The following is a 15,071-nucleotide window of genomic DNA, read 5'->3' on the forward strand; positions in this document are numbered from 1 at the left end:
TGTCGGCCGGGGACAGTAGGGTGAATCCCATGGCGAAGTTGCAGCTCGGGTACAAGGCATCGGCGGAGCAGTTCGGGCCCCGCGAGTTGGTGGAGATCGCGGTCGCGGCGGAGGCCGCGGGCATGGACTCGGTGGCCGTGAGCGACCACTTCCAGCCCTGGCGCGTGAACGGCGGCCACGCCCCGTTCTCGCTGGCCTGGATGGCGGCCGTGGGCGAGCGCACCGAGCGGGTGAAGATCGGCACCTCGGTCATGACGCCCACCTTCCGCTACAACCCCGCGGTGGTGGCGCAGGCCTTCGCGAGCATGGCCTGCATGTACCCCGACCGGATCTTCCTGGGCGTGGGCAGCGGCGAGGCGCTCAACGAGTACGCCACCGGCTTCCAGGGCGAGTGGCCCGAGTTCAAGGAGCGGTTCGCCCGCCTGCGCGAATCCGTGCGGCTCATGCGCGAGCTGTGGTCGGGCGAGATCACCAACTTCGACGGCGATTACTACCACACCAAGGACGCCGTCCTGTTCGACATTCCGGAGCGTCCCGTGCCCGTCTACATCGCCGCGGGCGGCCCCGTGGTGGCGAAGTACGCCGGCCGCGCGGGCGACGGCATGATCTGCACCTCGGGCAAGGGCATGGACCTGTACACCGAGAAGCTGATCCCCGCCGCCAAGGAGGGCGCCGAGCTGGGCGGCCGCGATTTCGACGCGCTGGACAAGATGATCGAGATCAAGATCAGCTACGACCCGGATCCCGAACTCGCACTGGAGAACACCCGGTTCTGGGCGCCCCTGTCGCTGACCGCGGAGCAGAAGCACAGCGTGAACAGCTCCGCCGAGATGGAGCGCCTGGCCGATGAGCTGCCGATCGAGCAGGTGGCCAAGCGGTGGATCGTCTCCTCCGATCCCGACGAGGCGGTGGCCGCGGTGAAGCAGTACGTGGACGCCGGCCTGAACCACCTCGTCTTCCACGCCCCCGGCCACGACCAGCGCCGCTTCCTGGACAACTTCCAGCGCGATCTGGCCCCCCGGCTGCGCGCGCTGGGCTGACCGGGCTGCGATAGTAAAGCCATGTCCGCGAGCGCTGACCGATCCCCGACGACGACCAGCATCTACATCGCCTCCCCCGAGGGGGACACCGGGAAGTCGACCATCGCGCTGGGCGCGATGAACCTGCTGACCTCCACGGGCTGGACCATCGGCGTCTTCCGTCCGATCCCCCGCACCTGGGGGGAGCAGCGCGATTACATCCTGGAGCTGCTCATCGAGCAGGCCACGGCCGATCTCGACTACGACGAGTGCGTGGGTGTCTCGTACGACCAGGTGCACGAGGATCCGGACGCGGCGATCGCCGAGATCGTCAGCCGCTATCACGCGGTGGCCGACAAGTGCGATTTCGTGCTGATCCTGGGCTCGGACTACACCGACGTCACCTCGCCCACCGAGTTGTCCTTCAACGCTCGGATCGCAGCCAACCTCGGTGCGTCCATCCTGCTCGCGGTGAAGGCGCTGGACCGGACCCCCGAGCAGGTGGTCTCGGTGGCCGAGCAGTCGATGGCCGAGATCAAGGCGAACCACGCCCACACCTCGTCGGTGATCGCGAACCGGTGCGATCCCGGCCAGCTCGACGCGGTGTGCGACGCCCTCAAGGCCGCGACGGGGCTGCCCGTGTGGGTGCTGCCGGAGGAGCCGGTGCTCACCGCGCCCACCGTCGGCGAACTCATGGAGGCGATGGACGGCAAGCTGCTCTGGGGCGATCCGGAGCTGCTCTCGCGTGAGGCGATGGACGTGCTGGTGGCCGGGATGACGGCCGAGCACAGCCTGGAACGGGTCACCGAGGGCGTCGCGGTGATCGCACCGGGTGACCGCTCCGAGGTGCTGCTGGCGATGGTGAACGCGCACCGCGCCAACGGTTTCCCGTCGCTGGCCGGCATCATCCTCAACGGTGGCTACGCGCCGCACCCGATGACGGCGGCCCTCGTCGACGGCCTCAAGCCGACTCTGCCCATCGTCTCGGTGCCGCACGGCACCTACGAGACCGCGCGGATCGCGGCCAAGACCCGAGGGCGGGTGGGGCCCGGTTCCGCCCGCAAGGTGGACCTAGCGGTCGCGCTCACCGAGCGGTACGTGGTCTCCGAGGACCTGATGGATGCGCTCCAGGTCTCCAACCCCGGCGTGGTCACCCCGCAGATGTTCGAGTACCACCTGATCGCCCGGGCCCGCGCGGACCGCAAGCGGATCGTGCTGCCCGAGGGCGACGACGACCGGATCCTGCGCGCCGCCGGCCGCCTGCTGCAGCGCGAGGTGGCCGATCTGACGATCCTCGGCCAGGAGTCCCGCGTGCGGGCCCGCGCCGCGGAACTGGGCGTGGACCTCGGCGATACCGACGTGATCGACCCGAAGCGCGCCACCGACCTCATCGCCAAGTTCTCCCAGACCTACTACGAGCTGCGCAAGCACAAGGGCATGACGCTGGAGCGGGCCGCCGAGACCGTGGTGGACGTGAGCTACTTCGGCACCATGATGGTGTACCTCGGCATGGCCGACGGCATGGTCTCCGGTGCCGCGCACACCACCGCGCACACCATCCGGCCGTCCTTCGAGATCATCAAGACCAAGCCCGGTGTCTCCACGGTGTCGTCGATCTTCCTGATGTGCCTGGCCGATAAGGTGCTGGCCTACGGCGACTGCGCCGTGGTGCCCGATCCCACCGAGACCCAGCTCGCCGACATCGCGATCTCCTCGGCGCAGACGGCCTCGCAGTTCGGGATCGACCCGCGGGTGGCGATGCTCTCGTACTCGACGGGCGAGTCCGGTACCGGCGCCGACGTCGACAAGGTGCGGGCCGCCACCGGCCTGGTCCGCGAGCGCGCCCCGGAACTGTTGGTGGAGGGCCCGATCCAGTACGACGCCGCGGTCGACCCCGGCGTCGCGGCGTCGAAGATGCCCGACTCCCCGGTCGCGGGCAAGGCCACCGTGCTGGTCTTCCCCGATCTCAACACGGGCAACAACACCTACAAGGCGGTGCAGCGCTCGGCGGGCGCCGTCGCGATCGGCCCCGTGCTGCAGGGGCTCAACGCCCCGATCAACGATCTCTCGCGCGGTGCCCTGGTGGAGGACATCGTGAACACCGTGGCGATCACCGCGATCCAGGCGCAGGCCTTCTCCGCGGCGGAGCCCGAAGCGAAGGAGCAGCAGTCATGACCGGTGCGGTGGCGGGCGCCGTCCTCGTCCTCAACTCCGGCTCCTCGTCGCTGAAGTATCAACTGCTGCACCCCGAGACCGGCGAGGTGGTGCACGGCGGCATCGTCGAGCGGATCGGCGAGACCGAGGTCCCCGACCACAAGGCCGCCCTCCGGCTGGTCTTCGACGAGTTCGCCGAGCGCGGCCTCGATCTGACCGCCGGTGCGGGCACGCCCGAGGGGCTCGCCGCCGTGGGACACCGGGTGGTGCACGGCGGCCGCACCTTCCACTCGCCCACGATCATCGACGATCTGGTGCTCGCGGAGATCCGCCGCCTCAGTTCGCTGGCGCCGCTGCACAACCCGGCCAACGCCGAGGGCATCGAGGTGGCGCGCGAGTTGCTGCCGAAGGTGAAGCAGGTGGCCGTCTTCGACACCGCCTTCTTCTTCGACCTGCCCGCCGCGGCCGCCACCTACGCCATCGACCGCGAGCTGGCGCAGGAGCACGCCCTGCGCCGCTACGGCTTCCACGGAACCTCGCATCAGTACGTCTCGCAGCAGGTCGCGAAGTTCCTGGGCCGGCCGGACGCCGAGGTCGACCAGATCGTGCTGCACCTGGGCAACGGCGCCTCCGCCTCGGCGGTGCGCGGCGGCCGGGCCGTGGACACCTCGATGGGCCTCACCCCGCTGGAGGGCCTGGTGATGGGTACCCGGTCGGGCGATATCGATCCCGGTCTGGTGCTGCACCTGGGCCGCAGCCTGGGCATGGACATCGACCAGATCGACGACCTGCTCAACCGCCGTTCCGGTCTCAAGGGACTGGCGGGGGAGAACGACTTCCGCGCACTGGGAACGCTCATCGAATCGGGTGACCAGGACGCGAAACTCGCTTACGACGTGTACATCCACCGGCTCCGCCGCTACATCGGCGCCTACCTGGTGGACCTCGGCGGAGTGGATGCCATCACCTTCACCGCGGGGGTCGGTGAGAACGCCGCGGGTGTGCGCGCCGACGCCCTCGCCGGGCTGGAGCGGTTCGGCATCGTCGTCGATCCCGAGCGGAACGCGGTGCGGTCGGGCGAGCCCCGCCGGATCTCGCCCGACGATGCCCCCGTGGCCGTGCTGGTGGTGCCCACCAACGAGGAGCTGGCGATAGCCCGCGACGCGGCGGCCCTCTGATGCCCCTGGGGCACTCGGCCCCGGGGGACGCCGGAACGGACGACGGGGGAGGGGATTACGGCTCTCCGCTGCTGGGAACCGTCGGCGAGAGCGCGCAGTCGCGACGCCTGCGCACCGTGATCCTGCTGTCCGTCTCGATCGCCGTGTGCACGCTGCTCGGCGCCGGATTCGCGGCGATGCTGATCCTGGTGGGGATCCCCGAGCCGTCGGTGCGGCAACCCGAACTCAGCGACATCAACACCGTGATCCTCCCGGCGTACATCACCGTCGGACTGGTCTTCGGCATCCTCTACGGCACCTGGCACGTGTACACCACCCTGCGCTGGGTGGGCAGCGGCGCGCCCCCCACTGAGGAGCAGGCGAAGGAGACCCTCGCCCTGCCGCGGCGCATCTACGTCTTCGAGCTGGTGAACTGGCTGGTGGCCGCGATCCTGTTCGGGTGGCTCTACGGCCTCTACGACCCGCACCTCGTGCCGAAGGTCTCGCTGGTGATCCTCGGGGCCGGACTGGTGACCGCGGGCATCACGATGCTGCTGGTCGAGTTCAGCCTGCGGCCCGTGACCGCGATCGTGCTGCAGACCTACCAGCCCGAGCCGCGTAATCAGAGCCTGCAGGCCCGTTCGCTGGCCCTGTGGGTGCTGGGCTCCGGCCTGCCCATGGCCGGTGTGGTGCTGGTGGGTGCCTTCGCCTTCATCGAGCCCACGACCGTGAGCGGCATCGCGATCAGCGTGTGCGCCCTCGCCGCCGGCGGACTGGTGTCCGGCGCCGTGCTCAACCAGCTGGGCGTCGCGCGGATCTCCGCGCCGGTGCGCAGCGTGACCGCGGCGATGCGGCGGGTGAGCGAGGGCCGGTACGACACCGAGGTGGTGGTCTACGACGGCACCTCCCTGGGCAATCTCCAGTCGGGCTTCAACCAGATGGCGGCGGGCCTGCGCGAGCGCGAGCGCGTCCGTGACCTGTACGCCCGGCAGGTGGGCGAGCAGGTGGCCCGGGCCACCATCGAATCCGAACCCGAGCTCGGCGGCGTCGAACAGCGCGTCGCGGTCATCTTCATCGACATCGTCGGATCGACCGAGCTCGCCGCGCAGCGCCCGGCCGGCGAGGTGGTGCAGATCCTCAACCGGTTCTGCGGCGTGGTGGTGGCGGAGGTGAACAGTCGTGGCGGCCTGGTCAACAAGTTCGAGGGCGACGCGGTGCTCGCCATCTTCGGCGCCCCGGCCCCGCTCAGCGATCCCGCCGGCGCCGCGCTGGCGGCGGCCCGCGCGATGATGACCCGGCTGCGCCGCGAGGTGCCCGAGGTGCGCGCCGGGTGCGGGGTGACCTACGGCGTGGTGGTCGCGGGCTACGTGGGCGCCGCGGATCGGTTCGAGTACACCGTGATCGGCGATCCGGTCAACGAGGCATCACGCCTGTCGACCGCGGCGAAGGCGGATCCCCTGGTGCCCTGGGCGTCGGCCCCGGCGGTGGCCGCCGCCGATGCGAGCGAATGCCGGCACTGGAGCCCCGGGCCCGTCGAGGTGCTGCGCGGACGCAATCAGCCCACGCGCATGTACCTCGCGGTGGGCTGAGCGGCCTCAGGAGAACGTCGGCAGCTTCGGCGGCAAGGTCTTGAGCACCCAGTCGAGGGTCACCGGGTTGGGCATCGACATGGCATTGCCCAGGGTGCGATCGATCCGCGTCACCCGGTTGTCCCGGCTCACCGCGAGCGCCCGGAAGGCCGTCTCCTCGCTCTGCTTGGTGCCGTAATCGAGGTACACCAGGGTGTCCAGGTCGAGCAGCTGCAGGTTCTCCGCCGAGACATCGGCGTAGAACTTGCCGGCCGGGACCAGGCCCGAAATCGCTGTAGGCAGGGTGAATCCGAGCATCGTGAGCACCTGTCCGCGGCCGTCGGTGCCGGCGTAGGCGTAGAAGCCGCCGTCGGACTTCGGCAGGATCGTGGCCGCCGACTTCCCCTGGTACTGCGGGTGATCGGCCTTCGTCCGGGCGATCGTGTCGTTGGTCTTGGTGATCAGCGCGTCGCCCTGTCCGGCGAGGCCTACTCCGGCCGCGATGGTGCGGACCTGCGTCTCCCACGGCACGCCCCAGGCCGCGAACTCGGCGGGGCGGCGGATCACGGGCGCGATCGACCGGAGCCGCTCGAAGGTGGCGTCGTCGAAGCCCGAGTTCACCGCGACGATCAGATCGGGCTTGGACGCCGCGATGGTCTCGATGGCCTTCCCGTCGACCCCGTTGCCGGTGCCGAGCACCATCGCGGGCTGCTGGCCCTGCAGGAGCGGCTTCGACCATTCGCCCACCGGCTCGGTCGCGTCCTGGGCCCACGGCGCCACGAGCACCGGCACCACGCCCAGCGCCAACAGGGTGTCCACGTCACCGAGGCCGAGCGAGGCGATGCGCTTCGCGGACCCCGGCGGAGTGCTCGACGGCGCGGAATCGCTCGACGAACCGCACGCCGCGAGCGCGGCGGCGAGTAGTGTGACGAGGGCGACGGCAGCGGTCCTGACCAGGCCCCGCGGCGACGAATTCATGGGTGGGTCCCTCCGTAGAATGAAGGGCAGCCTACCATTAGCGGGGTGACCGTAGATCTCTCGACGACGCGCGATTCCCCGTCGTCCTCCGCGCGGCCCAGCGCGGGCTCGGCCCGGCGGCGCAAACGTCTCGCCGGGCTGATGCTCCTGGCGGTCCTGCTCGCCGCCACCGTGGTGGCCTCGCTCGCCATCGGCTCGCGCGATCTGGCACCGTCCGCGGTCTGGGACGGCCTGTTCTACCGCTACACCACCGGCCCGAACCCCGGCGATCCGCAGCTCAACGAGGCCGCGATCATCGTGCAGACGCTCCGGGTGCCGCGCACCATCCTGGCCCTGCTGGCCGGGGCCGCGCTCGCCCTTGCGGGGGCGCTGCTGCAGGGCCACACCCGCAACCCCATCGCCGACCCCGGCATCCTGGGCATCACCCAGGGCGCCGCGTTCGCCGTGGTGTGCGCGATCTTCCTGGGCGGCCTCACCCAGCCGCTGCAGTACGTGTGGTTTGCCTTCCTCGGCGCCGCCGTCGCCGCGATCGTGGTCTTCGGCCTCTCCAGCCTGGGCGGCGGCGTCGCCTCGCCGCTCACCCTGGTGCTCGCCGGCACCGGCGTTGGCCTCTTCCTCAGCTCGATGACCTCGGCCATCGCGCTCAGCGACAACGCCTCCCTCGATGCGCTGCGGTTCTGGAACGCGGGCGCGGTGGTGGGCCGCGGCTTCGACGTGATCGGCGCGGTCACGCCCTTCCTCGTGATCGGTGCGTTGCTCGCACTGGCGAACGGGCCCGCCGTGAACCTGCTCAACCTCGGCGACGATGTGGCCAAGGGGCTCGGCCTCAACGTGAACCTCGCGCGCACCGTCGGCATCGTGGCCGTGACGCTGCTCGCCGGTGCCGCGACCGCCGCCTGCGGCAGCATCGCCTTCCTCGGACTCATGGTGCCGCACATCACCCGCTATTTCACCGGTCCCGATTACCGCTGGCTGCTGCCCTATTCGGCCCTGCTCGGCGCATGGCTGCTACTCGCGGCCGACATCGTGGGCCGCGTCGTGGCCCGTCCCGGCGAGCTGGAGGTGGGCATCGTCGTGGCGATGGTCGGCGCGCCCTTCTTCGTGGCACTCGTCTGGTGGCGGAAGGCGGTCACGGTATGACCGACACGCAGGACACGGTCCAGGACGCGAAAGTCGACCTTCCTCCGATCCGTCCCGGAATGCGATTCGGATCCGTGCTCTCGATGGTCTGGCGGCCCTGGCCGGTGTTCGTCACCGCGGTGCTCGTCGCGGTGGCCTTCGTGGCCTTCTGCCTCAGCATCCGGATGGGCGAATTCCCGCTCAGCCTGGGTGATGTGCTCCAGGCGCTGATCGGCCGCGGTGACGCGATGACGGACTTCATCGTCATGGACCTGCGGCTGCCGCGCGCGCTGGTCGGCGTCACGGTGGGTGCGGCGCTCGGAATGTCCGGCGCGATCGTGCAGTCGATCGCCCGTAACCCGCTGGCCAGCCCCGACATCCTCGGTATCACCGCCGGTGCCGGCGTGGCAGCGGTGTTCCTGGTGACCTCCACCAGCACGCTGGCCGCCACCCTCAACACCGATGTGGGCCTGCCGCTGTTCGCGCTGGGCGGCGGGCTCGTCACCGGCGCCCTGGTGTACCTGCTGGCCGTTCGCGGCGGGGTCGACGGTATGCGGCTGATCCTGGTGGGCATCGCCATCACCGCGCTGATGCGGGCGCTCATCGACTGGATGCTGGTGCGCGCCGACATCCGCGACGTGGCCCGAGCCCAGGCCTGGCTCGTCGGATCACTCGACGGCCGCGACTGGAGCGATGTGTGGGCCGCCCTCGGGCTCGGCGTGCCCGCCGCGATCATCGCGATGGGTGCCGCCTTCCCGCTGCGCGCCGTGCAACTCGGCGACGACGTGGCCCGCGGCCTCGGCGTGCGGCTGGGCCGCAACCGCGCCACGCTGCTCATCGCCTCGGTGCTGCTGGCCTCCGCCGGCGTCGCCGCGGCCGGACCGATCGCCTTCGTCGCCTTCGTCGCCCCGCAGCTGGCGATGCGCCTGACCCGGCTGGCAACCCCGCCGCTCATCCCCGCGGCGGCCATGGGCGCCGCTCTGCTGCTGTGCGCGGACCTGGTGGCCCGCACCGTGTTCCCGGTCCCGATGCCGGTGGGCATCGTGACGGCCGCGGCCGGTGGCCCGTTCCTCGTGTACCTCCTCGTCCGTCAGAACATCAAGGGAGCCAAGAAATGAGCGCGATCGACACTCGGCAGGCGGCCCCCTCCCGGCTGGGGGCGCGCGCTGTCTCCTCGGGCTACGGCCAGGTGACGGTGCTCGACGACCTCAGCCTGGACATCCCCACCGGTCTGGTGACCACGATCATCGGCCCGAACGGCTGCGGCAAGTCGACGCTGCTGCGCACGCTGGCCCGGCTGATCAAGCCGTCGAGCGGCCAGGTGGTACTCGACGGCACCGACATCGCCACGATGAAGACCAAGCAGGTGGCCACCACCATGGGGCTGCTCCCGCAGAGCCCCACCGCCCCCGAGGGACTCACCGTGGCCGACCTCGTGGCGCGCGGCCGGCACCCGCACCAGAGCTGGCTGCGGCAGTGGTCCTCCGACGACGCCGACGTGGTGGACGCGGCGCTCTCACAGACCGGTGTGCGCGACCTCGCCGACCGCCCCGTCGACTCGCTCTCCGGCGGTCAGCGGCAGCGCGTGTGGATCTCGATGACGCTGGCGCAGGGCACCGAGCTGCTGCTGCTCGACGAGCCCACCACCTTCCTCGATCTCTCGCACGCCCTGGACGTGCTGGACCTGGTCGACGAGCTCAGCGGCCAGGGCCGCACCGTGGTGATGGTGCTGCACGACCTGAACCTGGCCATCCGGTACAGCGATCACCTGGTCGCCATGCGGGACGGCGCCATCGTGGCGCAGGGCGCACCGCAGGACATCATCAGCGAGGAGATGCTCGCCGACGTCTTCGGCCTGCAGTCGAAGGTGATCGACGATCCCGTGGCGCCCGGCCGCCCGCTGATCGTGCCGATCGGCGCGCGCCGCGTGGGCGAGTAGCCCAGCCGAGGAAGACGTCGGGGTACGGATCGTGCTGAGCAGGCGGATAGGGATCCTGGGCATCGGTCTTGCGATCGCTGGATGCGGCGCGCTGGCAGGGTGTGGTCAGTCCCAAACGAGTCCGGAATCGTCGCAATCCACCACGACGTCGTTGGTCCCGAGTGCCCCAGCGGACCAGCGAGTCGACCCTGAGCTGGATCGGGCGCGGAAACTGATTGTCGGAACCTGGCGGCTCGATGGTGCGGCATCCGATTGGGGATTCATCCGCTATCAGGAAGACGGATCGGTCACCACCGACGAGACCGGCTCCCAGCCGGCGTCGCACTGGGAAATCATTCGCGAAAAAGACTCCGCCCAAGGGAGATTGATCGTCCAAGATCCGGGTGACCCCACGACCGCGCTGGTCGTGGCAGTCGACCAGAGCCGATTGACGCTGCTCGATCCCGATCGTGGAGTGGAACATGCCTACGTTCGTGTGAGCACCTAGAGGCTCAGAACAGGGTGCGCGGCCGGATCGCGTTGGCGAGATCGACCAGTGCGTGCCGTTGTCGCTTCCGCTCGGCCAGCGCGGCGAGATCGCGCAGCGCCTTCTCGGTGGCCTTGCGCAGACCGCGTTCGGTGAGGGCGTGATCGAGCAGGGTGGCGGTCCCGTCGAGGCGGCCGTGCTGATTGCGGTGCTGCACCCAGCCGAGCGCGACGCCCAGCACCAGGGCGCGCAGCTGCAGCCTGCGCCACTCCGACTTCGGGAGCGTGCGCACCCGCCGCGCCGCCTCGTGCAGCTGGCCCTCGGTGACCTCGGCGAGGTCGCGCCCGTGCACCAGCGCGACCACTGAGGAGCAGAGCGCGTTGTGGTAGTGCCGGCTGGTGGACGGCACCTGGTCCAGGATCTCGACCGTGCCCACGATATCGCCGGCGGCGCGGCGCATCCGGGCCGCACCGAAGGCGGCGGAGATGATGCCGCGATCGGTGCGCCACACCCCCTCGTAGCGCTCCCGCGCCCGGTCGCGCCACCCGTCCGGATCGGATTCGCCGGAGAGATAACAGAACTCGGCGGCCACGGCGGCGGCCAGTTTCGGTGCCGCCTCACCCGGCGCCTGGTCGGTGACCGCCTCGAAGTGGTCGTAGGCGGTGGCGTACTCGCCCTGCATGAGCGCCGTCTCGGCGCGGTACCAGGTGACCTGCCAGCGGTGCGGCTCCCGCGCGGCCAGCGAATCGAGCAACGTGGTGGCGGCATCCACCTCGCCCAGTTCCAGGTGCGCCCGGGCCTCCGCCAGATCGATCTCCACGGTGCCAGCCATCGTCTCCCGCAGCTCGGCGAGGGAGTCGAGCACCTGCGTGGGATCGCTGCGCATCGTGAGCGCCAGCACGCCGGCCGCCGGATCGGACGGATTGGCGATCGGGATCGGCAGCGCCGCCAGCACTTCCGGCGCCCGCAGCATATCGTCGTGGACATCGGGATCCGGATCGACGGCGCGCAGCATCAATTCGACACCGAAGGTGGAGCGCTGCGGCGTGAAGACCATCGACAGGCCGGGCCGAGGCTCACCGGACTTGGTGGACAGGCACTCCCGCAGCACGCCCAGGAGTTGATCGTTGAGCTCCGCGGCCGAGGAGAACCGCTCCTCCGGCTGTTCCGCGGTGGCCTTCACCAGCAGCCGGTACAGGGAGTTGAACCGGGCCAGGGTCGCATCGTCGGTGGGGGAGGGCAGGCCGTCCACGTACCGGCCCTTGTCCATCGCGATCTTCGCCACCAGCACGGCGAGCGTGCGGCCCACGGTGTACACGTCGGAGGCCACCGTCGGGCCGGTCTTCGCGATCTCGGGTGCCTGGAAACCCGGTGTGCCGTAGATGTATCCGTAGCCGCCCAGCGGGGCCACCGCACCCAGGTCGATCAGCTTCACGTCCTCTTCGCTGATCATGATGTTGTCGGGCTTGAGATCGTTGTAGGCCAGGCCCAGGCTGTGCAGGTATCCGAGCGCGGGCAGCACCTCCAGGATGTAGGCGATGGCCTGTTCGACCTCCACCTTGGATTCGGCCTCGGCGAGGATCTCCTTGACGGTCTTGCCGGGCACGTACTCCATCACGATGTACCCGATCCGAGTGCCGTCCGGATCGGGGTGCTCGACGAAGTTGTAGATCTTCACGATCGACGGATGCGTCATCTCGGCGAGGAACCGGCGCTCCGAGACCGCCACCGCCTGTGCCTGTGCGTCACCGGAATTGAGCAGGCCCTTGAGCACCACCGGGCGGTCGACCACGTTGAGGTCGGTGGCGAGGTAGATCCAGCCCATCCCGCCGTGCGCGATCGCGCCCTGGATCTCGTACTGGTCGGCCACGATGTCGCCGGCCTTGAGCGCGGGCTCGAAGGAGAAGCGCGCCCCGCAGTGCGGGCAGGTGCCGATCAGGGGGCCCGGCTCACCGTCGTGCGCGCGGCCGACCGGTTTGCGGCAGTTCCAGCAGTACCGCTTGCCCTCGGCGATGATCGGATTGGTGGTGATGGCCTCGGACGGGTCCACCTCGGTGATCCGGGGGATCTCCACGAGTCCGCCGCCCACCCGGCGCCGACCGGGCATCCGCGTGGTGACGGCGCGCGGCATCGGATTGTGCTGGAATCGCGGCGTCGCGGAGGTCTCCACCGCCTGATCGGGCGGAGGTACGGCGGTGACCTGGGTGCCCACGGGCGGCGGCTCGGTGTCGAAGATCGCATCCATCGGCACACCGACGGTGCCGCTGTGCTCCTCCGGCTGCTCGTCGTCGAAGACGACGACCTGCGCCTGCGTGTGCTCCTCGTCGGGCATGTCCATCACCTCCTACCCGGTGTACTGCGCCGCGGGTGCCGACCACACCTGCCCGAGGGTAGGCGTGAACCACTGGTTGTACAGCCGCATCCACGTTCCGTCGAAGGCCATGCGCAGTAGTACGCCGTTGATGAAACGCACGAGGTCGGTGCGATTCTTCCCGACCCCCACCGCGTAGTACTCCAGGCCCATCGACGGCCCCGTCACAGTGAGGTTCGGGTCCTGGTCCTCGAGCCCGGCCAGGATTGCATCGTCGGTGGAGACCGCGTCCACCTGCTGCTGCTGGAGCATCACCAGGCAGTCCGACCAGGAATCGGCCGCGATCACCGTGGCGCTGGGCACCAGTCGGCGCACCCGGTCCAGCGAGGTGGTGCCGCGCACCTCGCACACCCGGCGGCCGGACAGGTCGCCGACGGTGTTGATGGGCGCGCCGCGCGGCGCGAGGATGCGCTGCTGCGCGATGAAGTAGGTGGCGGAGAAGGCCACCTGCTTGGCCCGGTCGCAGGTGGCGCTCATCGTCTTGACCACAACGTCCACGGTGCCGTCGATCAGCGCCTGCTGCCGCTCGGCCGTCGAGAGGATGCGGAAGTGCACCCGGTTCGGATCACCGAAGATCGCCGCCGCGATCTGGTGCGCGATATCGGCGTCGAATCCCTTGATCTCACCGGTGATCGGATCGCGGAAGGACAGCAGGTTCGAGCCGATGTCGATGCCCACCACCAGCCGCCCGCGGTCGAAGATATCGGCCATCGTGGTGCCCGGCACCATCTGTCCGGCAGGCGGGAGCGACGACGGTGACGGCGTGCCCGGGCACATCGCCACCTCGGCCGGCAGGGGCGTGTCCGGCGGAACCACCGTGCCGGACCCCGGCATCGGCTGCGGGAAGGAGGTCACCGCATCGCCGGGGGCCTCCGGCGCCGAGACCACGCACGCCGAGGTGGCGAGCGTGACGCTCAGCGCGAGGGCGATCCCGCCCAGGGTCCGGCGCATCATCGGTACTCCCTGACTCGCGGGTAGAAACCGGCCGCGACACCGGCGGCCGCGACGATGCACAGCACGAAGGCGCCGGGACCGGAGTAGGCGATCGCGTACCGCGCGGTGTTGACGTTGTCGCGGTACAGGGTCCGGGCGCGGGCGATCGCGTTGGTGAGGTGATCGTCGAGCGCGCGGTAGGCCACGGCCGCGGAATCGGGATCGGTGCCGATCGCGACGCGGGTGGCGCCGAGGTAATCGCCCGTGGCCTCGCGGGCCGCGATCACCTGGTGCGCCGTGACCCAGCGCCGGGCGTCGCCCCGCGCACCGTCGACCGCGGCGCGGATCTCCGGGTCCTCGGTGTCCATCTGTTCCAGCGTCGCCTGCGCCTGGCCGAGGGTCTGCGCGAAGGCCTCCGGCGGTGTGCCGCGGCCGGCGCCGCGCTGTACGAGCGCCATCGTCTCCATCGACCGGGCCTGCTGCGTGAGCGTGCGGGCCTGCGTCAACGAGTCCACCGCCGCGGTGCCGCGTTGTTCGGCGCGGAGGGAGAAGGTAGTCGAGGTGAGGCTGGCGATCAGCACCCACAGCAGGGCCACGGTGAGGGCGGTGGCCGCGACCAGCAGGCCCCGGTTCATGGTGCGTTGCGTGCGCCGGGCCAGGTACTGGTGAGTGAGCAGCACCGACGCGAGCGTGATGCCGAGGACACCGTAGATCGCCCACGGCGGGGACGCGAACTTCGAGTGCGTGTCCCGGAGGTTGTCGGCCTCCTCGCGGTAGAACGACTCCGCGGCGGGCAACAGGGTCTCCTGCATGAGCGTCGACGCGGTCGCCAGGTACGCGGCGGCCACCGAGTTGTCGAGCCGGTTGTTGGTGCGCGCCGTTTCGACCAGACCGGTGTACACCGACAGGTTCATCGCGATGGTGTCGAGGTTCTCGTGCGCCTTCGTGTCCTCGGGCGGCAGGCTCGTGGCCGAGGTGACGAGCGCCTTGCCGGCGGTGGCCAGCGCCAGCCGGTAGCTGGATTGGATCTCGTCGGCAGGGAGACCGCCGGCCACGAAGGCCGCGTTCGCGGATTCGTTCGCCGTGGACAGGGAACTGTAGAGCACCTGGGCGGCATGGGCGCGGGGCTCGTAGTCGGACAGGTTCTGCTGCAGGACATCGGTACGGGAGAGCTGGCCGGCGGAGGTGAACCATCCGGTGAACAGGCACATCGTCACGAGCACGATGGCCATCGAGACCAGTTTTCCGGGGCTGGAGGTGAAGAACTCGCGGAGTTCGGCGAAGACCGATGACTCGGGGAAGGACCGGAGGCGGAGCGAGGTCAGCTGTCGATTCTTCGACGCCGTGGCCGTCACCGTTCGCACCTC

The 15,071-nt window shown here is 70.1% G+C and carries 12 protein-coding genes; 8 read left to right on the plus strand and 4 right to left on the minus strand.

The window, feature by feature from the left end; all coding sequences use genetic code 11:
- Window positions 1-29 precede the first annotated feature (29 nt).
- From fgd to TTY48_RS11655, 4 genes are read left to right on the plus strand one after another with little or no spacing between them, the layout of a single operon-like run.
- Window positions 30-1,040, plus strand: coding sequence for a glucose-6-phosphate dehydrogenase (coenzyme-F420) (fgd, locus tag TTY48_RS11640; protein WP_220657642.1), 1,011 nt, complete (start codon window positions 30-32; stop codon window positions 1,038-1,040).
- A 21-nt stretch (window positions 1,041-1,061) separates the two neighbouring features.
- Window positions 1,062-3,194 carry a phosphate acetyltransferase gene (gene pta / locus TTY48_RS11645; RefSeq protein WP_220657643.1) on the plus strand — a complete coding sequence of 711 codons (2,133 nt, stop codon included), beginning with the start codon at window positions 1,062-1,064 and terminating at the stop codon, window positions 3,192-3,194.
- On the plus strand, window positions 3,191-4,351 hold the full coding sequence (locus TTY48_RS11650; protein ID WP_220657644.1) for an acetate kinase: 1,161 nt from the start codon (window positions 3,191-3,193) through the stop codon (window positions 4,349-4,351). Before pta ends, TTY48_RS11650 begins: the two co-directional genes overlap by 4 nt.
- Window positions 4,351-5,919, plus strand: a complete 1,569-nt coding sequence (locus TTY48_RS11655) for an adenylate/guanylate cyclase domain-containing protein (RefSeq protein WP_220657645.1) — start codon at window positions 4,351-4,353, stop codon at window positions 5,917-5,919. The genes TTY48_RS11650 and TTY48_RS11655 overlap by 1 nt, the downstream gene beginning before the upstream one ends.
- Before the next feature lie 6 nt (window positions 5,920-5,925).
- Here the strand turns inward: TTY48_RS11655 and TTY48_RS11660 are convergent, their stop codons facing one another.
- Entirely contained in the window at window positions 5,926-6,876 is a 951-nt protein-coding gene (locus TTY48_RS11660; protein WP_220657646.1) for an ABC transporter substrate-binding protein, read from the minus strand.
- A 45-nt stretch (window positions 6,877-6,921) separates the two neighbouring features.
- Here TTY48_RS11660 and TTY48_RS11665 point away from each other — a divergent pair, with 45 nt between their 5' ends.
- The 4 genes from TTY48_RS11665 to TTY48_RS11680 are packed head-to-tail and all read left to right on the plus strand — an operon-like array spanning window position 6,922 to window position 10,421.
- Window positions 6,922-8,016: an iron ABC transporter permease gene (locus TTY48_RS11665; protein WP_220657647.1), complete on the plus strand. Its 1,095-nt coding sequence runs from the start codon at window positions 6,922-6,924 to the stop codon at window positions 8,014-8,016.
- Window positions 8,013-9,113 carry an iron chelate uptake ABC transporter family permease subunit gene (locus tag TTY48_RS11670; protein WP_220657648.1) on the plus strand — a complete coding sequence of 367 codons (1,101 nt, stop codon included), beginning with the start codon at window positions 8,013-8,015 and terminating at the stop codon, window positions 9,111-9,113. Before TTY48_RS11665 ends, TTY48_RS11670 begins: the two co-directional genes overlap by 4 nt.
- Entirely contained in the window at window positions 9,110-9,934 is an 825-nt protein-coding gene (locus TTY48_RS11675) for an ABC transporter ATP-binding protein (protein ID WP_255585645.1), read from the plus strand. Before TTY48_RS11670 ends, TTY48_RS11675 begins: the two co-directional genes overlap by 4 nt.
- A gap of 31 nt (window positions 9,935-9,965) precedes the next feature.
- Entirely contained in the window at window positions 9,966-10,421 is a 456-nt protein-coding gene (locus TTY48_RS11680; protein ID WP_220657649.1) for a hypothetical protein, read from the plus strand.
- 4 nt (window positions 10,422-10,425) lie between these two features.
- On the opposite strand, the gene TTY48_RS11685 is transcribed toward TTY48_RS11680, so the two are convergent.
- Genes TTY48_RS11685 through TTY48_RS11695 form a run of 3 tightly spaced genes read right to left on the minus strand, consistent with a single transcriptional unit; the run spans window position 10,426 to window position 15,059 of the window.
- A complete protein-coding gene (locus tag TTY48_RS11685) occupies window positions 10,426-12,732 on the minus strand; it encodes a serine/threonine-protein kinase (RefSeq protein WP_220657650.1) in 2,307 nt (768 codons plus the stop codon).
- A gap of 12 nt (window positions 12,733-12,744) precedes the next feature.
- Window positions 12,745-13,725 carry a glutamate ABC transporter substrate-binding protein gene (locus TTY48_RS11690; protein WP_220657651.1) on the minus strand — a complete coding sequence of 327 codons (981 nt, stop codon included), beginning with the start codon at window positions 13,723-13,725 and terminating at the stop codon, window positions 12,745-12,747.
- A complete protein-coding gene (locus TTY48_RS11695) occupies window positions 13,722-15,059 on the minus strand; it encodes a hypothetical protein (protein WP_220657652.1) in 1,338 nt (445 codons plus the stop codon). Before TTY48_RS11695 ends, TTY48_RS11690 begins: the two co-directional genes overlap by 4 nt.
- Window positions 15,060-15,071 lie beyond the last annotated feature (12 nt).

Source organism: Tsukamurella sp. TY48 (assembly GCF_019656655.1).
In the GTDB taxonomy this organism is placed as follows: Bacteria; Actinomycetota; Actinomycetes; order Mycobacteriales; family Mycobacteriaceae; genus Tsukamurella; species Tsukamurella strandjordii.

What these genes read in the sequence shown, in the direction of transcription:
- TTY48_RS11655 (WP_220657645.1), top strand. Translation starts at nt 4,351, where the DNA reads ATGCCCCTGGGGCACTCGGCCCCGGGGGACGCCGGAACGGACGACGGG.
- TTY48_RS11660 (WP_220657646.1), bottom strand. Translation starts at nt 6,876, where the DNA reads ATGAATTCGTCGCCGCGGGGCCTGGTCAGGACCGCTGCCGTCGCCCTC.
- pta (WP_220657643.1), top strand. Translation starts at nt 1,062, where the DNA reads ATGTCCGCGAGCGCTGACCGATCCCCGACGACGACCAGCATCTACATC.
- fgd (WP_220657642.1), top strand. Translation starts at nt 30, where the DNA reads ATGGCGAAGTTGCAGCTCGGGTACAAGGCATCGGCGGAGCAGTTCGGG.
- TTY48_RS11650 (WP_220657644.1), top strand. Translation starts at nt 3,191, where the DNA reads ATGACCGGTGCGGTGGCGGGCGCCGTCCTCGTCCTCAACTCCGGCTCC.
- TTY48_RS11690 (WP_220657651.1), bottom strand. Translation starts at nt 13,725, where the DNA reads ATGATGCGCCGGACCCTGGGCGGGATCGCCCTCGCGCTGAGCGTCACG.
- TTY48_RS11670 (WP_220657648.1), top strand. Translation starts at nt 8,013, where the DNA reads ATGACCGACACGCAGGACACGGTCCAGGACGCGAAAGTCGACCTTCCT.
- TTY48_RS11685 (WP_220657650.1), bottom strand. Translation starts at nt 12,732, where the DNA reads ATGCCCGACGAGGAGCACACGCAGGCGCAGGTCGTCGTCTTCGACGAC.
- TTY48_RS11675 (WP_255585645.1), top strand. Translation starts at nt 9,110, where the DNA reads ATGAGCGCGATCGACACTCGGCAGGCGGCCCCCTCCCGGCTGGGGGCG.